The sequence below is a fragment of the Vibrio sp. Vb1729 genome (assembly GCF_033338655.1).
Classification (GTDB): Bacteria; Pseudomonadota; Gammaproteobacteria; order Enterobacterales; family Vibrionaceae; genus Vibrio; species Vibrio alginolyticus.
The window spans coordinates 1-21,920 of record NZ_JAWOTB010000020.1; the positions used below are offsets into that span (position 1 = coordinate 1).

A 21,920-nucleotide genomic window follows, 5' to 3' on the forward strand; every position below is an offset into this window, starting at 1 on the left:
AGTTTAAGGCATATTAGCACACATAAAGAACTTGATTTTCACACAATCAACGCAGCCATACGGCTGCGTTTTTTTATGTTAGTCTCAAACTAAAGCTACAAGTCATATGGCGATGAACGGTTATGAACTCACGGGACACACTGAGCGGATGACAAAATCCGCACTCTCCTCACCCGCCTGCGAGGTTTTTCGATCAGTTTTTTTCAGTTTTTGATGTGTGAAAAACCTGAGGGCCAGAAAGCTAAGCAGGTAAAGCACAAAGCCTTTTGCTACAAGGCGTTTCTGGATAGGGTAAATCGCTGAGAATGGCTTGTACTGCCTTATATAGAATTTCAGTCATTTCAGTTATTTTCAGAAAATTGAAAAATAGACGATCAGAAAAGATTAAGTGATTGACTGTAAGGTATTGAAAAATAATGGTATTGACGATTTTTGTCACTGTGTTGATGATCTAGAAGGTTTTTTAAAGATCTCTTTTCTGTCTTGTAAAGTTAGGCAAGACAAGGTCTGAAAGAGAAATTCAGTGGATTTACATTTTTCAAAACAGAACAGAAGAAAACGGAAAAGCTCTACGATAATATCGGTCAAATGATGTCACAAAAAAGCGGATTTCGCTTATCCATTCCTTTACATTTCGTATAAAGGTGAGTGTTCATTCCACGGAAAAATGAACCAACGCAGTCACTTAAGCTTGATTTGAAAGAAGCTATAAAACAAAGTGGCGACATAAAATCCTGTCGCCACTCCATCGCCAATCAATGAAATAAAATCAAATAAGTTGTTGATTTTAAACTTAAATTCTGGCTATTCTTTCTTACTTAGTGTAAGACTGAGCGATGTTATCGATACGCTCGTTAGCACGCTCAGCTTCTTCTTGAGCAGCCATTGCTGCTGCGCCTGATTTTTGAACGTCAGATTGAAGAGCTTGTACGTCTTGGCTTAGTTGGCTAACTTGGTTGCTTAGTTCGTCTAATTTTGCTGCATTTGCTGTTGCTGCGTCATCAGAAGAAGCACAACCGGCTAGTAGAAGTACTGAAGTTGCTGCAGCTGCGATCAACGTTTTGTTCATATAAGAACTCCTTGCTTATAGTGAAAGTCTCGCTACTAACTATTATTTTATACAGTAGCGAGGTTAAATGTGGTTACATTTTATCAGTACATGATGTAGCAAAAGTCAAAAAAACCCAAGAATTTCATGGAGTACCTGACGTCAACTTTTACCTGAACTTAACAAAGTTTAACTACCTATCCTTTATTTCGTTCTCACAACAGTTTTCATAGCAGGTGTATTTGCCACGTTCCTGATATCAATAATTTAGACGATATTGACACAAATGAAAGTTTATTGGCCCAAATAACTGCTATTTAAGTCGTTTTGTTGATGGATAGAAGGCATATTTGAACGGCTTTTCTCTAAACTTCCTGTCCAGCTGCTCATCAAAAAGGCTAGTCTTTACTCTGAACTGAGCCACAAATGATGTTTTACCGTTACCACAGGGAATTAGTTTGTGTGATCTCTATCTATACTCCTATGATTTGCGGTATTATACCGAGCTTTATTTTTTTGCTGCGTTAGAGCGGAAACGACACTACAGAGCGCTCAGACGCTGACTGATTTATTGGAGAATACTTTGCAATTTAAAGATCTAGGCCTAGACAACCGATTGTTGAAGAACCTAAAACACTACGATTTTAAAAAAGCGACTGACATTCAGCAGCAGGCGATTCCTGTTGCGATTGCAGGCAAGGATCTATTGGCATCTTCGAAAACGGGTTCGGGCAAGACTTTGGCGTTTGTATTGCCAATGCTTCATAAGTCTTTAAAGACAAAATCGTTTTCTGCGAAAGACCCTCGCGCGGTTATCCTTGCTCCTACTCGTGAGTTAGCGAAACAAGTATATGGTGAGCTTCGTTCTATGCTAGCTGGCCTATCTTATGAAGCAGCACTGATTTTGGGTGGTGAGAACTTTAACGATCAGGTAAAAGCTCTGCGTCGTTACCCGAAATTTATCGTGGCGACACCAGGACGTTTGGCTGATCACTTAGATCATCGTTCGCTTTATCTGGATGGTTTGGAAACGCTGATTCTTGACGAAGCAGACCGTATGTTGGATTTGGGTTTTGCACCAGAGCTTCGTCGCATTCATAAAGCAGCCAAGCATCGTCGTCGTCAAACGTTGATGTTCTCTGCGACATTAGATCATGCAGACGTCAATGAAATCGCGGCTGAAATGCTCAATGCGCCAAAGCGAATTGCTATCGGCGTTTCTAACGAAGAACATAAAGATATCACGCAAAAATTTTACTTGTGTGATCACCTAGATCATAAAGAGGCAATTTTAGATCGTGTTCTTTCTGAGGCTGAATACCGTCAAGTTATTATCTTTACGGCAACGCGTGATGATACTGAGCGACTAACAGAAAAGCTGAACGAAAAGAAACTGAAGGCTGTAGCACTAAGTGGTAACTTGAACCAGACTCAACGTAACACCATTATGAGTCAGTTTGAGCGCGCAGTATTTAAGATCCTTGTAACGACTGATGTTGCTTCCCGCGGTTTGGATATTGCAACAGTGACACACGTCATCAACTTCGATATGCCAAAGCATACCGAAGAATACGTACACCGAGTTGGTCGTACTGGTCGTGCAGGAAACAAAGGGGATGCAATCTCTCTTGTTGGTCCAAAAGACTGGGATAGCTTTAAACGTGTAGAAGCATACCTACAACAAGATCTTGAGTTTTCATTGTTCGAAGATTTGAAAGGTAAGTTTAAAGGCCTTAAGCCACCTAAACCAGATTTCCGCAATAAGAAAGCGACCGCAAAGAAAGCTCGCCCTCAAGCGAAAAAATCGGCGAAAAAACCAGCTAAGCGTGACAAGAGCTTCTACAAAAACGTATCTGTGGGTGATGATGTCTTCATCCCTAAGAAAAAACCAGCGGCACCGAGCTCTGAAGAGTAAAAGCTGCTGTAGTTTCCCATTGATTTTAGTTCTTAAAAATCCGAGTGTTCGCACTCGGATTTTTTATGTCTGTCGCTAGGTGAAATAGCGTCTTTCCATACTCACTCGTTTGTCAGCTTTTATATTTATCTGGTTGTATATGAACAGCATAGAACGCTAATTTAGAAAGTTATTAAGTTTTATAACCTCGGTCAAAGCAAACGTTTTTCCTCACACACTAGATAAAAATATTACATGATTATGAAAATGATAATTGATCTCATTTTTATTTAAGGGCAGAATACGCGCCATTGTATTAATCCCATAAATGAATCCGCTCTCTATATGAAATTTACTCATGTTTTTTTAGGGCTCATAATTACCTCTAGTTCTGGCTTTGCTGCTGATGATTTCAACTGGCTTCGAGATGATGCTCGTAAAGATGAGCGAGTTCTTACCTACCTAACAGAACAAAACCACAAAACTGAACAGCACCAAAAAAGTTATCAGACGTTGACAAAAAACCTACTCACGCAGTGGGGTACCATGGTGGCAGACAAAGGTGATAAGCCATGGTCGATCATGAGTGGAAGAGAGTGGACGCTAACGCGTCGCGATGGTCGTTACTTACTGTTATCCCGTGCGAGTCAACATGCACCAGAAAACGTGGTGTTCGATTTCGATGAACGACAATCTGCGCATCAGTACTACCAACTTGGTCAATGGCAAGTGAATGGTGACACATTACTTTTCACGGAAGATATCGACGGCAGCGAACAATATCGCGCCGTGGTTGTTGATTTACTCTCCGGTCAATCTACGGAACTGGCGACGCACATCGATAGTGGCGTATTGTTGTCACCTAACGGGAAAGTGGCATTCCTTGTTGCAAAAGAAAAGCGTACCCAGCGACCTCATCAGATCTTACGTATCTCCACTGAATCTTTGGCAAAAACAGTCCTATGGAATGAACCCAAGTCAGATTGGTTACTTTCTTTCTATCGTGCGGCAGATAGCCGTTATGCTGTGCTGCAAAGCAACAACGAGTCAACAACAGAGCAGAAGCTTGTCGACCTAGAAACGGGCACTGTCTCAGATTCATTGCGAAAGCCTGAAGTGGGTGTGGAATATTACGCGGATGTGGCGAAAGGTTACATTTATCTGAAAAGCAACCTTGAAGGAAAGTTCGCTCTTTACCAAGCCGAACTCGCACCGCTTGGCGCAACATGGCAACGCTTCACCAACCCTCGTGAGCCGCTTGAACAGTTCTACCTTTATGATGCAGGAGTTGTGGCACTTAGCAAGCCAAACAATGTGTCGACTTTGACGGTGTATTCTTACCAAGGTCAGGAAAAAGTGATACTGCCATTGGAACACGATGGTAATGTCGCTTGGCTAAGCACGTTGGGCGATTTTGAATCAAACAAGATTCGTATCCGAAGCATGTCGATGACTACGCCTCCTCAGTGGGAAGAGTTCGATGTAAAAACGCTGAATAAATCCTTGTACTCTCAAGATGCTTACCAAGACTTTGATAGTCAGCGTTATGTATCCCAACGTATTTTTATTAAGCACGACGGCGTTTCTGTCCCTGTCTCTTTGGCGTATCGCAAAGACAAATTGCACCCACAATCTCCTGTGATGATTTACGGTTACGGCGCGTATGGTTTTACGATGAAACCGTACTTTATGCCTCAGGTTATCAGTTTACTCGACCAAGGTGTGATTTACGCTATCGCCCATGTCCGTGGCGGTGGGTACTTTGGCGATGAATGGCACGAGCAAGGCCGTGGTGTGCGAAAAGCCAATTCTATTGGTGATTTTGTCGCGGCCGCGAAGGCGCTGCAAACATTCGAACGTGGCAATAGAGAGGTTTTCGCCATCGGTTCTAGTGCTGGTGGCACGTTGGTGGCCGGAGCGGTTAATCAAGATCCTAAATTGTTTTCAGGTGTCGTACTTAAAGTGCCTTTTGTTGATGTGGTTGCAAGTATGTCGGATACCTCACTTCCGCTTACCACACAGCAGTATGGCGAATGGGGTAACCCAACTAAACCTGAACAATTGGCGTTAATGAAGGCGTACGATCCGATTCTCAATATCCATAAAGACGCTTACCCACCCATGTTTGTTCAAGTCGGTTTAATCGATCAGCGCGTGCCATATTGGGAAGGCGCAAAGTATCTCGCTAAAGTTTCAGCGTTAAGTGAGCGCAACGGGCCGTACTTGTTGCAAACTGATTTTAATTCGGGCCACCAAATGGACCCACGACAAGCGCAAGAACAACAAGCAAAAGAATACGCATTTCTACTATCACTCATTAAAACATCTAAAGCGGAGCAGTAAATGAAGCTTACCCCAGTGTCAGCGGCAGTACTTTCGGTACTTGCTGCCAGTCAAGTGCACGCCGAATCTAAGGTCTTCTCAATGGAAGAGGTGGTGGTAACCGCCAATAAAATCGATCAGCCATTGTCAAAAGTGGCAGGTAGTGTCGCGGTTATCACAAACGAGCAAATCGAAGAAAGAGGCGAGACCGAGCTATATGACGTGCTGCGTAACGAACCTGGTGTAAGCGTGACGGGCGGTGCAGGACGTCCGCAAAACATTACCATCCGTGGTATGACGGGTAACCGCATTATGATCGTTCGTGATGGCATTCGTTCTGCGGATGGCTTCGGTGCGAATGACATTAATGATGCCGTTGGGCGAGATACTTTTGATTTATCCAATTTTGAATCGCTGCAAATCATTAAAGGGGCAAGTTCTTCGGTGCATGGCTCTGGCGCGATCGGCGGTGTGGTGATTTTAGAATCCAGCCAGCCGGGTGATTTCTTAAAAGACAAAGACTTCTACACCGATGTTTCCGGTACTTACACCGATATCAGCAACAAGTACAAAGGCACGAGTAATCTAGCTTTCCGTTCCGGTGATACAGAGAGTTTGTTTAACGTTTCATACTGGCAAGGACAAGAGACACGTAACTTTGATGAAGATTTGTATAACCGCGACCTAGATGGTTACAGCGGTGCTTATACGATCAACCACTTTTTCAATGAAGAGGTGATGTTGAAAGCCAAAGCGGAACTCTACACCCAGAACCAAGAGCGTTTGGAGGGTTCACCGTCCATTCAACCTGATGGCATCTGGCATATTGAAGACTTTGCTGAGGATGAAACCACAGAAGAGTACAGCGCTTATATTGGTGCAGAGGTGACTCCGATTAATCCAACTTGGTTCGAAGAGTTGGATACCAAAGTTTACTGGCGTCACACCGAAGTGGTGGAAGACACCAACCGTTTAATGCGCCAAGTGGATCACAATGGTTTGATCACCAAGCGTCGCGAGCTGGAACACAAAACCTTCATTGACGAAACAATTGGCTTCCGTGGCGATTTCACTAATACGATTTATGCAGCAAATGCTGAGCACCAATTGGCTTACGGTGTCGAGCTTTCTACTGACTATTACGAACGCACAGATAGCGACTCCAAGATTGATTGGAACGGAGTAACACCTTCGACCAAACAACCTTTCGCTCCTGCTCGTGCTTATAACATTGGTTTGTACGTTCGAGACATGGTGGAACTGGATAAATGGACCATCACAGGTGGCCTACGCTTTGATGCGCACCGTCTCACGCCAGACGGTGCGGGTGAAGTGGGCGGCTTCCCATTAAAAGACATGGATAGCTCAGAGGTATCTCCAAGTCTTTCGGTTTCTCGTGAAGTATTTGCCAACAACATTGCTTATGTATCTTATAACCATGGTTACCGTGCTCCGGAATACGATAAAGCGTATGGCTTCGTAAGCCACGACTTTGTGCCGCTCACGCCGTTTGTCATTGCACCAAACATGGATCTAGAAGCTGAAACTTCCGACTCATTTGAAATCGGTAACAAGTTCGATAACGGTCGCGCGTATGTCTATGCGTCTTTGTTCTACAACAAGTTTGAAAACTTCATCGACGTTGTGACCACGGGCTTTGACTCAAGCAATGGTAATTACATTAAACAATACCAAAACCTCGATGGTGTCGAGACGTATGGTGCAGAGCTTTCTGCGGGTTACGCGATCACTAAGCGATGGAACATTAGCACTAAGTTTGGCTACGTAGATGGCAAAGACGCGGAAGGTGAATACGTTCGAAGCATTACGCCATTCGAAGGTAACGCTCAACTGAAATACGCCAACCAAGACTTCAATGCTTACGTGGCTTGGAACTGGGCCGCGGCCATGGATCGCGTTCCTAAATGCCAGACCACGCTTGGTCTAGCGACAGATTGCGCGCAGACAAGTGCGTGGAATACGTTTGATATTGGCGCAACTTACCACGTTTCCAAAGACCTTCGTGTTAGCGCAAACATCATCAACCTGTTCGACAAAGAATACATCCGATACCAAGACGTAGCGGGTATCGCTGAGGAAAGTAAGCGTTACTCAACGGAGCCAGGGCGCTACTTCACGCTGACTGCAAAATACGAATTCTAGGACGAAATCATGAAGCTAAAACCATTGGCGTTTTCACTGCTTATTGCATGTACCCCTGCGGCGCTGTCTGCAGAGTGGGATTATCCCACAACGGATTCTGTGGTGACCAATGAAGCGCAAGCGAAAACTTATCTAGACAGCCACTACTCAGAAGCGGGCGAGTTTAAGTTCCGTTACAAAACCCAGTCTCAGCTTGGTGAGCATTACAATTTTGATGTTTGGGTTAACGGTGAATATCAATCTCAGCGTGCCCTTGTAGTAACAACTGATAAAAATCATCACGTTGTGCGAGTGTTTAAGAGCCTTGAAGATACGATAATTCGCAACGGTAAACCAACGGTTGCAATGGAATTGGAATCGCCTCGCCAACTGCAAGCACAAGAGCCACCGGCTTTGAGCTCCGGAAGTCTGGTTGATGTTGAGGTTTCTTTATTCAACCCAGATCTGCGCACCATGCAACAGCAAGCGGCACCAGAATCGACATGGTCAGCACTGTCTGATTACCCTCAGCCGATCGAGTACGTAACCAAGTCGATTGAGGTTTTAAAGTCGGGAGGTAAGTTCTATCTCTCTAACCCAAGATTAAAGCAAGTGGATGCGACGGGTTTATTTGCAGCCCCAGCACTTGGTGAAGCACCTGTGCTTGATACGTTGGACTTTCTCAGCGCAGAAGGAGTTCAAGCGTTTGACAGTGTTGATGAGATGCAAAGCACCGAGTTTGGTGACAATGCGTTCCCACAGTTGATGGCTTTTTATCATCTTGATAGCTCGATCCAATATCTGACAAGCCTGACTTACGACTTGTTTGACGAACCGCTTCGTTTTGACGCTCGCGGTTTATCAAAAGATAACTCTACTTACTATTACGGTCCGAAAGCACTCATGCTAGGTGTCGGTGGTGTTTCTCCGGATGCAGTCGATGCTGATGTCGTGATACACGAGCTTGGGCATGGCATTCATTACCAAATCGTACCGGATTGGGCGTACGGTCACACTGGTGCTATCGCAGAGGGTTTTGCTGATTACTGGGCGGGCAGCGCGAGCTACCGAACTCAATATTTGGATGCTTCGCGTCGTGGTCAAGAATTCGAGTTAGATACGGTGTTCAACTGGGACGGTGTGTTCGGAACACGCAAAACAACTCGTAGCTTATGGAACCAAAGAGCTCGTTACTTCGAGGGTTCAGAGTATCCAGCGCACGTTAGTGTGGGCGGTGAACTAGGCGACGAGTTATGGTCAACGCCACTGTTCCAAGCACTTAAAGCATCGGTTGAACGATACGGTGATGATACCGATAGGGTGTTCCGCGAGTTTGACACCATTGTTCTTGAAGGCATGTACGGCATTGGTCGTGGCGTGAAAATGCATGATCTGGCGGAGTCGACCGTGTTTGCCGCAAACACCTTGTTCCCAAATAAAGACTACGCCCAATTCCTGACGGATAGCTTCAACAAACACAACTTACTTAAAGCGCCTCTTCGTGTTCGCTATGACGCTCGATACATCGCACAAGGTCAAGACGTTGGTTTGAGCCTGAGCCAAACTGGCCGTGAAGCGAGCATCAAAGGGCAATGGCAGCTAAACAACGCATCTGTTTTCGACTTTGATGAAACGCTTTCTGACTCGACCTCAATGAAGGTGGCGTTACCAAGCGGTCTAACATGTGGCACGCAATTCGATTCCTCTATTTCATTGGATTATCAATTTTCTGAAGGCCTAAAGACTCACCAGTGGAGTGAAAAGGTGATGCTGGTTAATGGTACGCCAGAGCTCGATATCCAGCCTCAACCAGTGAACTCCGCTTTGCCGGAACAGGGCGACAGACTGTTCTCTCAGACGCTATCGGACAAGTCACGCACGATTGATGATTCGTTTGCGGTTTACCTGAACATCGAACATGACTCACTGCAAGATCTGCAAGTGACGCTAGTGTCTCCACAAGGCAAATCGGTCGTGCTACTTAGCCATCAATCAAGCAATACCAAAGGATTTAAAGGTTACTTCACCGCTCAGTATGACGAGGAGTTACAAGCACTTGTCGGTCAACCGAGTTGGGGTACTTGGCGTCTCGAAGTGTCTGACCGCGTGTCAGGGAACTCTGGGGTGTTGAAAGAGTGGGGTGTGAGTCACTTTGCTCAGTATCAGTGTAGTGCTGATACCACTAAAGAAAGCAGTGGCGGTGGTTCAGGTGGCAGTGGTTCGCCTTGGACCTTGTTAGGACTTTTCCTGCTTTCAATGGTGAGAGTGATTCGCTCTCGTTAATTAAAATCAAAAGAAGATAAAATCTATGAAGTTTCAATATTCTTTCGTTGCTATGTCACTAGCCCTTGCTGGCTGTGGCGGAGGTTCTGGTGGTGACACGTCGGCACCGACCTATGATGTAGCTGGCACCATCGTTTCTGCAGGTACACTTCTTGATACGCCAGTATGTATCGATTTAAACCAAAACTACGTTTGTGATTCCACTGAACCGAGTGCTAAAACGGATAATGCCGGTAAATTTAGCCTGACTTCAAGCGACAAAAACGTACTAACCAGCACCATTCTTGCTCAAGTTGATCAAGGTTCAAACCAAACGTTGCGTCTTGCGGCTCCGGGTCAAAATTTAGCAACGGGTAACACGGTCAATGGTGTAACAACGTTGCTCGCGGGTCTTGTAATTGACGGTAAAACCGTTGCTCAAGCTGAAGAGATTGTGAAAGCGCAACTCGCCGATGCCGGCGTTTCTCTTTCTGGTACGGTGATGTCTAACGCAGAAGCTAGCGAGCTAGACAAGCTAGAGCAAAACACGGTTGTGCTATTAGCTGCGATGCAACCAAAGCAAATGACCCAAGGCGTAGCGCTGCTTGCTCAAAATCTTAGCTTTCAAGGTAAATCGTTGGCCTCTGATCTTCTGTCTGAAGCGGAAGTAAGTGCATTTGCTGAAGAAATTGTAGCGGTTGCTGAACAAACGGTTGGTAGTAACGATACGGGCGCCGTTCTTTATTTTGCTGAAGGAGCAGCAGACGTTGCTGAGGTTCAAGCGTCTTACCCTGGTCAAGATGCAGAATACGGCTTCGACAAAGAGGACAAGCAAACGTCGACAGGCGCTGGCTTTAAGTTCGTTAAGCTAGATTCACAAGGTGCAGCTTTAGCTGCAGATGCGACTGAGTGGGCTTGTACTATGGACGAGCGTACTGGTCTTGTTTGGGAAAACAAAAGTGCGGATGCGAGCTCAGTTCAATTTAAAGATCGCCTATTTGCGTTTGAGTCTGAAACATTTAAGCCATTTAGCAAAGATGTAGAGCTTGCAGGTTGTAAAGACGCTGGTGATGAAGTTTGTACCACTAGCCAATATGTTGAGTACATAAACAAACAATCGTTATGTGGAATCACTGGTTGGCGCTTGCCTACTTACCGTGAGACTTATGACTTACTAGACTTTGGTGAACAAACACTGTTTGCTCCGAACGATGAATATGCAAAATACAACGTCTATGGTTTTAATGTTAAATACTTTCCACAGCAAACCATAGGTAGCCCTTATTTAGGATATGGTGCGTTTTGGCATAGCGACTTTAAGTTTACGAATGCATCATCACAACTTATTGATGGCGAGATTTATTTCCCTGCGATTGTCTCCCGGGGCAAAGATAGAGGCACTATTTCATACGTCGAGATTCGATCAAGCAACACAAGTGCGGGTGCCGATGATTCTTACCAATTCCCAATCCGTCTAGTCGCAGTTAAGGGGCAATAAGATGAAGAAATTAATAACTGTACTATCTCTTACTTTGGCTTCTCAAACTGCAATAGCTGCACAAGAGTGTTCTACTGACTTTGCTAAAACGGCACCTAACACGCGTTATACATATTCTGAGAGCGGTACCGTAACTGACCTGAAAACAGGTCTAACATGGATGCGCTGTCCAGTTGGTATGACATGGAATGTAGGAAACCAAGAATGCCAGGGGACGCGATCTACAATGTCATGGCAACTCGCTCTCTCCACAGCCAAACAAATTCGTAATAAGGATGGCAACCATCCTCTTCACAATTTTGCTGACAAAAAAAATTGGCGACTAGCAAATATCAAAGAGCTGGTATCTCTAACTGAGCGAGCTTGCCACAGCCCAGCCATAAATAGTACAGGGTTTGCTAGCGGCTATAGTCTGACAGATGGAGATGATGTTCTAGGGCGTTATGTCTGGAGCAACACACCTAATGGCGACGGTAAGCATGTTGCAACTTTTGATACGACTAATGGTGAGGTTTTCAATAGAGATCCGTTAAACTCAAGTTTCAAAAGCTCTCTCTTGTTAGTGACAGATGAATAATAATTATTACGTTAATAAGGGTTGATAGCTTTGCCTTTATGATAGGCTCCGCCAGTGCGGAGCTTTTTCTTTTCTAACCTTTGGAACTTATCGTGTTGAGCAGAGTATTTAAACTTGGAACTGCTTAAGTTGATGTTTTTGATTTTCTGCTAAACCAGACAACTCTTGCGCTGCCGCGGCGGATTGAGTGATACCAGTGACGTTCTGGCTCACTAGTTCATAGATGTTCGTTAAGTTGTTGTTGATATCAGCCGTAACCTGTTTCTGCTCTTCTGATGCGGTCGCAACTTGAGTGTTGATTGAGTTCAGATCGGCGATAGCATTACTGATATTAGCAAGTGATTGGCTAACTTCTTGTGTAAGAGCTTGGTTGTCTGACAACATGGCTAAGCTGGAATGCATACTTTCATTTGCGTGACCAGATTGTTGCTGTAGCTCTTCTATAATGGTTTGGATCTCTTTGGTGGACTCCTGAGTTCGCGCTGCCAGCATACGTACTTCATCGGCCACTACCGCAAAGCCTCTGCCACTTTCGCCCGCTCGTGCAGCTTCAATCGCTGCATTCAGTGCAAGTAGATTCGTTTGCTCAGAAATACCTTCAATCACTTCGATCACGCGACCAATGTGTTCTGATTGATCTTTTAGCGAAGTTACGACGGCAGCGGCTTCGTTAAGTTGTTCCGCCATCTTTTCACTTGCGCGAGTGCTTTCCCCAAACATGCTTATACTTTGTGAGGTTAACGTACGTGCTTGATTTGATGCACTATCGGCTTCTTGTGCATTGGTCGATACTTCAGCTGCGGTCGACTCTAGCTGATTGATCGCCGAGGCTACTTGCTCAACTTCTTGCTTTTCTTGATCCGAGTTGACGCTGCTTTGAGTCATAACAGTTGCTAACTCGGTTGATGCTGATGCCACATCTTCACTAATGCGAACCAATGCGCTTACAGTTTCACGCAGTTTTTCTATGGTCTGGTTTACATCTCGAGCCAGCTGAGACACTTCGTTTTTCCCGATGGCTTCGGCCTTAACTAGTAGGTTTCCCTTCGCGACTTCCTGCATCGTTACTTGAAGGTTACGAATCGGCGCAACGATGTAGCTGGCGAGTACCCAACTAATAAGTGAAGCGGCACTCAAGATCACCGCAAGCGAGACGGCGCTGTAAGTTAGCGTGGTTGAATGTTGTTCGCCATTCGTTTCGACTTCATCGGTGACGATTTGATTCAATTGTTTAGATAGTTTGTCGATGGCGTTGATCATCGCTTCGCCAGCTAATCGATACTCAGCCATTGCAGATTCGTACTTTTGATTGAAATCAGAGGTGGTGTAATCAGAAGAGTGTTTAGTGGTGAGCAGAGGTGTCATGGTAACGCGAGTGAAATCAACATAGTGATTCATGGCCTTACGCATAGCATTGACTTCATTTTGAACGCCAGGGAGATTGTCGATGGAGTTAAGAAAATCGCGGTTTTTGTTTTGTCGCTCAGAAAGCTCTTGGTTGAGAGACTGAACATCTTCGGCTCTAAATAGACTATAAATGGCTTTGATGCGCATGGCGTAAGTGTTGTCTACGATGCCGCTAAGTTCCTCTTTGTGAATGATTAGCTTATGGGTGGAAGCCGAAACCTTATTGAATGCTTGATCGAGTTTACCGATTCCGACACTCAGTCCAATGATGAGTAATATAACTGTGAATAGAACAGGCAGAAAAACCTGAAGTTTAATAGAAAGCGTACTAAGAAATTGACGCATGAGATTGACCCTCTATCGGTTTGATTATTATCTTTTTTATAAATAAGCATTTCGATTTTAATTGTTATATATGCCAAATCAATGAGTTACTCATATCTAATTGTTATGAAATGTACCAAAATCGATGGGGTTATCATCTTGAACATGAGGCAACGTTATAAAAACGTTACGTTCAAATTGAGAGAGGGATAAGTCGCGGAATTAATAGTTAGAAATGACAACGTGTCATAGAGGGTTCAACTAAGTGAAACACAACTGTCATATTCAAATTCTAAAGTGAGCACCGTTCAAGTGAAACACAACGGCAATAAAGCCACTTAAGGAAATTGTGATGAAAAAGACAGTAATCGGTGCAATCGCACTTCTAGGCGCAATGGCAGTGACTCCTGTTTCTGCTAAAGAAACTATCTCTGCAGTGGGTTCTAGCAGCGTAACTCCACTGATGGAAGTTTTCTCTGAAACGTACATGAAGAAGAACCCTAACGTATTTATCGAAGTTCAAGGTCCTGGTTCTTCAGCTGGTGTAAAAGCAGCGAAAAATGGTTCAGCAGACCTTGGTATGTCTTCTCGTAATCTAAAAGACTCTGAAAAAGAATCAACACTAATCGAAGAAGTGGTTGCTCGTGATGGTATCGCAGTGGTTGTTAACCCACAAAACAAACTGCCAGGTCTAACAGCCGAGCAAGTGACTGCAATCTACAAAGGCGAAGTATCAAACTGGAAAGAAGTCGGTGGTGCAGACAAGCCAATCGTAGCCATTACTCGTGACACAGCTTCTGGTACTCGTGGCGCATTTGAAGACATCATGTCTCTAAAAATGAAGATTTCTGGTAAGAAGGTATCAGCTATCTCTCAACGTGCTCAAGTTGCAAACGGTAACGGCGCACTGAAAACAATGGTTGCATCTAACCCATACGCAATCGGCTACATTTCTCTTGGTACTGTAGACAACACTGTTAATGCGCTAGCAATCGACGGCGTTGATGCAACGGTAGCTAACGTTAAAAACGGTTCTTACAAAGTAGCGCGTCCATTCCTTGTTCTTTACAAAGAAGGCAAGCCATCAACAGAAACGCAAAAATTCCTAGACTGGATGCTAACTGACGAAGCGCAAGCGCTAGTTGACCAAAAAGGTTACATCTCAGTTAACTAATCCCATCGGGACTCTAAAGTTTGCTCAGCCCAACGTTTCGGGCTGAGCCTTTTCTATCCATTGTGTTCAACGGCATTGCCCAGAACCGTGAGATTTTTAAATGACCATCGCAACAAATAGTGAAAAGCTTATGAATACTGACGCTAGAGCTATCAGCAAGTCAGGCCTACGCGAGAAGCGTCGTGTAGACTGGAAAGAGCGCATCTTCCACGGCTTGTTCCTAACGAGTGCCGTAATCGGCATTGTTTCATTGGCCGTTATTGCATACTTCATCGTTCGAGAGAGTATTCCGGCATTCCAAGAAGCAGGCGTATCGGGCATTGTCTTAGGACAAAACTGGTTACCACCTGCGCTTTACGGTGTCGCCACCATGATTGTGGCATCTATCGTATCGACGGCTGGTGCTGTCATTGTTGGGGTTCCAATTGGTGTTCTGACCGCCATTTTTATCGCTGAAATCGCACCAAAGCGATTAGCAGACATTATCCGTCCAGCGGTTGAGCTGCTAGCTGGTATTCCTTCAGTGGTCTACGGTTTCTTCGGTCTGGTTATTATCGTTCCATTGATTCAGAAGGTATTTGATGTACCTGCAGGTAATACTATCCTTGCCGGTATCATTGTTCTTGGTGTGATGATTCTACCAACGGTAATTACGGTATCTGAAACGTCTATCCGCGCTGTCCCTCGTACTTATAAAGAAGGTTCTTTGGCACTGGGCGCATCGAAAATCTACACCATCTTTAAGTTGCTCGTTCCAGCGGCTCGCTCAGGCATCATGACAGGTGTGATTCTGGGTATCGGTCGTGCGTTGGGTGAGACCATGGCGATTATCATGGTTATGGGTAACGCGCCGGCAATGCCAGAAGGCATCCTTGATTCGGCTCGTACACTAACTGCAAACATCGCTATTGAAATGTCTTACGCAAGTGGTGTTCACGCGAACGCACTTTACGCTACAGGTGTAGTACTTCTGGTCTTCATCATGTCGTTGAACGCTGTACTACTGTACCTAAACCGAGAAAAAGCGAAGTAATCGCTCGTTAAAGGTGACTATTATGGATCGCGCAAAACTAAAAAAAGCACGCCAGTTCAAAGATAATGTCTTTAACGCATTTGTCTGGATCTCGGCAGCACTAACGGTAGGTTTCTTGTTCTGGATTATCTGGTACATCCTATCAAACGGTCTACAACACGTAGATTGGAACTTCATTACTGATAACTATACGCGCACAGGTGAAGAGCACGGTATCTTCCCAATGATTGTGGCGACCATTTACATGGTTATCGCTTCTATCGCAGTGGCAGCGCCACTCGGTATCATGACGGCAATCTACTTGACCGAATACGCGAAAGTGGGCAGTCGTTTGGTGAAAATCATCCGATTCTGTACCGAGTCATTGGCGGGTATCCCGTCGATCATTTTCGGCCTGTTTGGTATGACTTTCTTCGTGGCGATTCTTGGCCTTGGCTTCTCGATTCTGTCGGGTGCATTGACGCTAAGTATCTTAATCCTGCCAGTTATCATCCGTACAACGGAAGAAGCGCTGATGGCAGTACCACAAACGTACCGTGAAGGCTCTTATGGCCTCGGTGCTTCTAAGATTTACACTATCTGGCGTTTGATTCTTCCGAGCGCAATGCCAGGTATCTTAACCTCGGTCATTCTAAGTATTGGTCGTGTCATTGGTGAGTCTGCTCCAGTATTCCTGACAGCAGGTATGGTTGCACGTATTCCGGATTCTTTATTGGATTCAGGTCGTACGCTAACCGTTCACCTATACAAACTGACTACCGAACTGTTTACCGTTGAAGAATGGAATCAGGCTTACGGTACGGCAACAGTGCTTATCGTAGTTGTTCTCTTGATCAACATGGTAACGAAACTGATTGCTAGACGTTTTAACACCGCAACTTACTAACAACACTAATTAAGAACGCACGTTAAAAGACACGAATTCAAGAATTAAGAGATTAAGACAATGAACAAATTTGATATTGAAAACCTAGACCTATTCTACGGTGACAACCAAGCACTGAAATCGATCAACTTACCAATTCCAGTTCGCCAAGTAACTGCACTTATCGGCCCGTCAGGTTGCGGAAAATCAACGCTTCTACGCTGTTTGAACCGAATGAATGATCTAATCGAAGGCGTGAAAATTACAGGTAAATTGGCGATGGACGGCGAAGATATTTACGGCAACATTGATGTTGCTGACCTTCGCATCAAAGTCGGCATGGTATTCCAAAAGCCAAACCCATTCCCGATGAGCATTTACGAGAACGTGGCTTACGGCTTACGTGCTCAAGGTATCAAAGACAAAAAGACAATTGATGAAGTGGTAGAGCGTTCGCTGCGCGGTGCTGCACTTTGGGATGAGGTGAAAGATCGCCTTAAATCACACGCATTCGGTCTTTCTGGTGGTCAGCAGCAACGTTTATGTATTGCACGTACAATCGCGATGGAGCCGGATGTGATTCTGATGGATGAGCCAACGTCGGCACTTGACCCAATTGCGACACACAAAATCGAAGAACTGATGGAAGAGCTAAAGAAGAACTACACCATCGTTATCGTGACTCACTCAATGCAACAGGCGCGTCGTATCTCTGACCGCACTGCGTTTTTCCTAATGGGTGAACTGGTTGAGCACAACGATACGCAAGTGATCTTTAGCAACCCTCAAGACGACCGTACTCAAGGCTACGTAAATGGTGATTTCGGTTAATCCACCGTATTTACAAGCATAACTAAATAACTATAAGCGATGGTAACTTTGCCCCTCTTGATGAGGGGCCTTTTTCTTTTTAAGTCGTAGGCTTAAAACATCTACCAACACAAAAATCTTGTAAATAAGTACAACTTTCCTCCCCAGTTTATAAAGCATGTAACTTATGTGAAACATGGCTTTAAAAGTGCTGAAGAGCTCTCGAATGTAACACTAAGTCTGATAATTTTGCGAATGACTTAACAGCTCAAATTTGAACGTATTGATTGCATATCATGGCCTAAGTAGTTTTTTATCGAGGATAAAAAAGTAGATTAGGTTGGTAGGGTGAGTTTAAGAAGTTTTACAAGAAAAGTGTCTTCAACGAGGGACCATCGGTTGCTAGCGGAGGCAATCTTTGATCATTTAGAGAGTCTATTCTCCCCTCAAGCCCTCGCTATTTTTGAAGATCCTTCAATTAACCCTCGTCATTCGATGAGCTTCTCTCGCGGAGAGCTTTACCCAACCCATAACTATCCTGAGACATTCTGGGAGTGGGCAAGTCAGTTTGATACCTCTGAAAGCATCATACCTCTGGCGATCAACACTTGTAACTGGAATCACACCCGAGATTTAGGCGGTGATAGTTACATCATGATGCTCGACAACACGCCTATCAAACGTACCTACCTACTGATTCAATCTGTACATGCTCGCACTGCACATAATATCTATGAAGAAAGTTACGACGCAATGCAACTCGCAGCGGCGCGTTGGCAATGTATTCGTGCTGAAAAAAATGCCTCGAAAGAGATCAGGCACAGAGATATTCGTGAAGCGCAATATGTTGATGAGATTAGCCAACGCGAGCGCTTTATCGAAAATATGAAGTTAGTTCAGCAAGTTGCACTCGAAACCTCTAATCCTGATTCTTTAAAGGACTTGTACTACAAAGCCGTCGAAGCGTTACGTGAACGACTTGGGTTTGATCGCTCTACACTGATGCTTCTCGATATGAAAAAGCGCAGCTTCAGTGGTACATACGGCACGGATGAGTCAGGAATTACGATTGATGAATTTCACACACAATACGATTTACACCAACTTAGCGAGGAGTATATCACCGCGTTATCTAGCCTCGAGAGCAACTTAGTGATTGTAGAAGACGCGCCAATATACACAGCAGGCAAGGTCATTGGGCAGGGCTGGAATGCGATGTTGATTTTACGCGATGGCAATGAACCGTTTGGGTGGTTCGCGCTAGATAACTTTATTCATCGTAAGACGATAACGGCATATCAAAAACAGATGTTGGACTCGTTTGGTTCACTTTTCTCTCAAATTTACATTCGTAAGCGCCAAGAACAAAACGTACGCATGTTGCATTCAAGCATGGTTGAGTTATCACGTTGCACTACTGTCAGTGGAGTATGCAAATCGGCCGTCACTTTCGCCATTAAAAATCTTGGTATTGATCGAATGGCGGTGTTTTTAACTGATGAAAATTGCTCTTACATGCAAGGAACGTGGGGTACCGATATTCAAGGTAACGTGGTGGATGAATCTTACTTCTTTGGCGAAACCCAAGATTTCTCTCTTATAAATCTGGCTCGCTCAATGCCAAACGAAGTCGCATTTGAAGAATCAGTGCCTATTTATCATGACTGTAATATTGTTGGCTTTGGTTGGGCTGCGATGACGGTATTGACTTCAAATAGCAGTGGTCCTATCGCCTTTATCGCTGTTGATAATTTGCTGACACGTGCGCCGTTAACTTCTCAGTTACGTGAAGTGATTCGTATGTTCGCGTCCAGCTTAGCTGAAGTATTGCAACGTACTCAAGCTCAAGAGGCGATTCGCGAATTAAACGAAAACTTAGAGCTGGAGGTTCAGAACCGAACAAAAGAGTTGGAGGAAGCCAATCGACAGCTTGAGGTACTTTCTAAGCTCGATCCTTTGACGCGTCTTGGTAATCGCCGCATGTTAGAACATGTGATGCAAAAATATTGTGCCCTAGAGTGTGAAGACGACATGTCGTTTGGCCTGATCCTGATTGATATTGACCATTTTGGCTTATTCAATAATCACTATGGTCATCTCGAAGGCGATATCGCATTGATGCGAATTGGCTATATCTTGGATCATCATACCAAAGGTGAAGATGAAGTTTTTTGCCGTATCGGAGGTGAAGAGTTTGCATTGCTCATGATTGGTTCTGAGCAAGAGGAGGTTCGACTGAGAGCAGAGTGCATTCGTCAATGTATCGAGGGCGAGGGGATAAAGCATCGACATAACCCAGAAGGGGAGTTACTTACCGTTTCAGTCGGTTACTCCTGTTATAAAGCGAAAGGCAAAGACTTTAATTTCGACCATTTATATCAGTTGTCGGATAAGGCACTCTATCAAGCGAAGAATCATGGGCGAAATTGTGTAAGGCGATACGAATACGAGCCCCAAGTGTTTGTTGAGTGAGTGATGTTCATAAGAGCAACTTGATAGGGAAGGGGGCGGCGGTTGGTGCTCTAGATAAAACCGCTAAAGCAAATTTGACCGCATAAGAGAATGGGCAGCTCATGAGAGCTGCCATTGTTATCTAGTTATTTATAGCTTTTCGAGTTGGTGGTCGGTTTTCGTTACGTTTGCTTTGCCAAGGTTTTGAATTTTCGCTAGCAGCGAATCAGGGCTCCAAGGTTGTTGGTTAGCACTAAAATACGCTTGATTCATGGCATTAAGCTCTTGCTTAATTGCTTGTACGTCACCAGGGTTTAACCTGTCTTGATGAGTGGTTAAATACTCATTTACAGAGCGTTCAATTTTCGCAGCATCGCCCTCTTCGATGACTTTTTTTAGCGCGTCGATGCAAAGTGGTTGTTCAGTATTTGAAACCGTTCCACTCGCTGTTATTGACCGCTTTTTCCATGCCCAAGTAGCGATTCCCAATGTCATTATCCAAAGCCCTAAGAAAACAAAGGTTAATGTTCGCCAGAGACTGTTTACATCGCCGCTTGATTCAGGACTAGGGGCTGACACTAAAGGCGCTGAAAGAGGCGATTCCGGCAACGTGATTAGCCCAGTGTCATTTTTCTCTACGTCTAATGTTAGCTCTGGTAACGTTGTTTTCTTCGCTTCATCATTTTGACTGTCCCACCAGTTCAAGTCGTATCCTGGTAAGGTATATTTCCCGGCCTCTGTAGGAATAATGACTTGCTTCACCGTCATGGTAACGGTGCCATCTCTCGCGCTATCGAACTTAGGTTGTTCGGGATACACGCGCAGTGAACTCGGGTAACTAATATTGACTCGTGGCAGATATTCGGCTTGTGTACCGCGAGCCTTAACTTGAATGGTTCGAGTGAGTGAAGAGCCTTGTTTTACTGTGTTGATCGCGTTAGTCGACAGTAGATTACCTTGATCGTCTTGCCAGCTCTGTGTCATTTCTAACGCTGAAGCAGGAAGCCATTCACCTTTAAATTCGCTCGGAATCGGTTTGACCGTTATTGGCATGCGTTCCGCTTTGGTATTGATAGGCATTATTTTGGTTGAGCCCGTCAAGCTGTCGCCATAAATATAAGAACCGGTCAGTTTAGGACCTATCAAGGTATAAGTGCCTGGTTGATTGGCCGTTAAGCGAAACGACTGCTCTATGACCGCTACTTCTAACCCATTTAAGATCTTCTGTCTTTGCTGTAAGCCACCCAGTGCCTCAAGCTTCATGCCTTCAATTTGCGGAGGTACTATTTGCGGGTTATCTAGGCGTCGAGTGTCCGCTTTGATTAGAAGCTGTATACGTAATGTTGCAGATTGCTGAGGGTAGAGCGTACTGTTGTCGACCGTAATATTGAAGCTAAATAGATCATCAAGATTGGGGTCTGTTTGGCTCGCGTTGACACGTAGTTTGATCGGCTCCGTTTTCATACCATCAGCGGAAAAACTTGGAATAGTCAGAACACCTTCTTTCATTGGTGCAATTGAGATACTCCACTCGGTACGCACTGATTTTCTTCCGTTAATGTTATTGCTAGAGCGGCCATAACGAGGTTGACCCAAGAAGAAGTCTTTCTCTAGAACATTGAAGTCGATTGAGTCTGAGCTGAGCTCAGTATCTGAAATGATTCTGAGGTTAATCACTTCATTCTTGGCTACTTGTGCTTTATTCACACTAGCTTGAAGTGTCTGTGCCATCACCGAGAAACTGGATATTAGGCTGGCCACAAAAATAAAGACCAGTTTTACGCCTTTGTTCATCACAGGCTTACCACTCCTTTTGAGATTGTTGTGGAGGTTGTTTTTGTTGCGCTTGAAGTTGCATTTGCGCACGGATCAAAAAGCTTGGGTCTCGAGCACTTTCTACTGCTTCTAGTCGACGGAACTCAGGATCATCCTGATGCATTTTTTCGGGATGCGCTTTAGCCTGTATTGGTTCACCTTGATCCTTCACTTGCTTGTCATCTCGTTGCGGTTGATGTTGTTCCGTTTTTTGTTTTTCTTTTTTATTTTCAGAATCCTGCTGATTTTGTGACTGTTGTCCTTGCGCTTCTTTCCCTTCGTTTTGAGACTTTTGTTG

Annotated in this window: 14 protein-coding genes and 1 pseudogene; 11 read left to right on the plus strand and 4 right to left on the minus strand. The window is 44.6% G+C overall.

Annotated features, from left to right (window positions below; translation table 11 throughout):
• Positions 1-814: 814 nt before the first annotated feature.
• Positions 815-1,069: an Lpp/OprI family alanine-zipper lipoprotein gene (locus R7E29_RS10860; protein WP_005375145.1), complete on the minus strand. Its 255-nt coding sequence runs from the start codon at positions 1,067-1,069 to the stop codon at positions 815-817.
• A gap of 550 nt (positions 1,070-1,619) precedes the next feature.
• Between R7E29_RS10860 and R7E29_RS10865 the strand changes: the two genes are divergently transcribed.
• The 6 genes from R7E29_RS10865 to R7E29_RS10890 all read left to right on the plus strand — a co-directional run bounded on the left by R7E29_RS10865 (position 1,620) and on the right by R7E29_RS10890 (position 11,743).
• A complete protein-coding gene (locus R7E29_RS10865) occupies positions 1,620-2,963 on the plus strand; it encodes a DEAD/DEAH box helicase (RefSeq protein WP_031812859.1) in 1,344 nt (447 codons plus the stop codon).
• A gap of 324 nt (positions 2,964-3,287) precedes the next feature.
• Positions 3,288-5,285: a prolyl oligopeptidase family serine peptidase gene (locus tag R7E29_RS10870; RefSeq protein ID WP_054576611.1), complete on the plus strand. Its 1,998-nt coding sequence runs from the start codon at positions 3,288-3,290 to the stop codon at positions 5,283-5,285.
• On the plus strand, positions 5,286-7,427 hold the full coding sequence (locus tag R7E29_RS10875; protein WP_054576612.1) for a TonB-dependent hemoglobin/transferrin/lactoferrin family receptor: 2,142 nt from the start codon (positions 5,286-5,288) through the stop codon (positions 7,425-7,427).
• 9 nt (positions 7,428-7,436) lie between these two features.
• A complete protein-coding gene (locus tag R7E29_RS10880) occupies positions 7,437-9,689 on the plus strand; it encodes a proprotein convertase P-domain-containing protein (RefSeq protein WP_054576613.1) in 2,253 nt (750 codons plus the stop codon).
• Positions 9,690-9,714: 25 nt separating this feature from the next.
• Positions 9,715-11,166, plus strand: coding sequence for a DUF1566 domain-containing protein (locus R7E29_RS10885; protein ID WP_054576614.1), 1,452 nt, complete (start codon positions 9,715-9,717; stop codon positions 11,164-11,166).
• 1 nt (position 11,167) lies between these two features.
• Positions 11,168-11,743, plus strand: coding sequence for a DUF1566 domain-containing protein (locus R7E29_RS10890; RefSeq protein ID WP_017635423.1), 576 nt, complete (start codon positions 11,168-11,170; stop codon positions 11,741-11,743).
• Positions 11,744-11,851: 108 nt separating this feature from the next.
• On the opposite strand, the gene R7E29_RS10895 is transcribed toward R7E29_RS10890, so the two are convergent.
• A complete protein-coding gene (locus R7E29_RS10895; RefSeq protein WP_005375152.1) occupies positions 11,852-13,495 on the minus strand; it encodes a methyl-accepting chemotaxis protein in 1,644 nt (547 codons plus the stop codon).
• Positions 13,496-13,826: 331 nt separating this feature from the next.
• Between R7E29_RS10895 and R7E29_RS10900 the strand changes: the two genes are divergently transcribed.
• From R7E29_RS10900 to R7E29_RS10920, 5 genes are all read left to right on the plus strand, one after another.
• On the plus strand, positions 13,827-14,648 hold the full coding sequence (locus tag R7E29_RS10900) for a phosphate ABC transporter substrate-binding protein (RefSeq protein WP_005375153.1): 822 nt from the start codon (positions 13,827-13,829) through the stop codon (positions 14,646-14,648).
• A 100-nt stretch (positions 14,649-14,748) separates the two neighbouring features.
• Complete coding sequence (gene pstC, locus R7E29_RS10905) at positions 14,749-15,681, plus strand: phosphate ABC transporter permease subunit PstC (RefSeq protein ID WP_005375154.1); 933 nt, start codon at positions 14,749-14,751, stop codon at positions 15,679-15,681.
• Positions 15,682-15,703: 22 nt separating this feature from the next.
• Positions 15,704-16,567, plus strand: a complete 864-nt coding sequence (pstA, locus tag R7E29_RS10910; protein ID WP_005383923.1) for a phosphate ABC transporter permease PstA — start codon at positions 15,704-15,706, stop codon at positions 16,565-16,567.
• A 60-nt stretch (positions 16,568-16,627) separates the two neighbouring features.
• Positions 16,628-17,377, plus strand: a complete 750-nt coding sequence (gene pstB / locus R7E29_RS10915) for a phosphate ABC transporter ATP-binding protein PstB (protein WP_005375156.1) — start codon at positions 16,628-16,630, stop codon at positions 17,375-17,377.
• A gap of 327 nt (positions 17,378-17,704) precedes the next feature.
• Positions 17,705-19,828 (plus strand): GGDEF domain-containing protein, encoded by a 2,124-nt coding sequence (locus R7E29_RS10920; protein WP_054576615.1) that lies wholly within the window; start codon positions 17,705-17,707, stop codon positions 19,826-19,828.
• A 129-nt stretch (positions 19,829-19,957) separates the two neighbouring features.
• Here the strand turns inward: R7E29_RS10920 and R7E29_RS10925 are convergent, their stop codons facing one another.
• Both R7E29_RS10925 and R7E29_RS10930 read right to left on the minus strand, forming a co-directional pair.
• On the minus strand, positions 19,958-21,604 hold the full coding sequence (locus tag R7E29_RS10925) for a BatD family protein (protein WP_054576616.1): 1,647 nt from the start codon (positions 21,602-21,604) through the stop codon (positions 19,958-19,960).
• Between the two features lie 4 nt (positions 21,605-21,608).
• A pseudogene (locus tag R7E29_RS10930) lies at positions 21,609-21,920 on the minus strand (hypothetical protein); the annotation flags it as partial.

Bases quoted from the DNA above. Each gene is read 5' to 3' on its own strand.
- R7E29_RS10860 (WP_005375145.1), bottom strand. From the start codon at position 1,069: ATGAACAAAACGTTGATCGCAGCTGCAGCAACTTCAGTACTTCTACTA.
- R7E29_RS10870 (WP_054576611.1), top strand. From the start codon at position 3,288: ATGAAATTTACTCATGTTTTTTTAGGGCTCATAATTACCTCTAGTTCT.
- R7E29_RS10875 (WP_054576612.1), top strand. From the start codon at position 5,286: ATGAAGCTTACCCCAGTGTCAGCGGCAGTACTTTCGGTACTTGCTGCC.
- R7E29_RS10880 (WP_054576613.1), top strand. From the start codon at position 7,437: ATGAAGCTAAAACCATTGGCGTTTTCACTGCTTATTGCATGTACCCCT.
- R7E29_RS10885 (WP_054576614.1), top strand. From the start codon at position 9,715: ATGAAGTTTCAATATTCTTTCGTTGCTATGTCACTAGCCCTTGCTGGC.
- R7E29_RS10890 (WP_017635423.1), top strand. From the start codon at position 11,168: ATGAAGAAATTAATAACTGTACTATCTCTTACTTTGGCTTCTCAAACT.
- R7E29_RS10895 (WP_005375152.1), bottom strand. From the start codon at position 13,495: ATGCGTCAATTTCTTAGTACGCTTTCTATTAAACTTCAGGTTTTTCTG.
- R7E29_RS10900 (WP_005375153.1), top strand. From the start codon at position 13,827: ATGAAAAAGACAGTAATCGGTGCAATCGCACTTCTAGGCGCAATGGCA.
- pstC (WP_005375154.1), top strand. From the start codon at position 14,749: ATGACCATCGCAACAAATAGTGAAAAGCTTATGAATACTGACGCTAGA.
- pstA (WP_005383923.1), top strand. From the start codon at position 15,704: ATGGATCGCGCAAAACTAAAAAAAGCACGCCAGTTCAAAGATAATGTC.
- pstB (WP_005375156.1), top strand. From the start codon at position 16,628: ATGAACAAATTTGATATTGAAAACCTAGACCTATTCTACGGTGACAAC.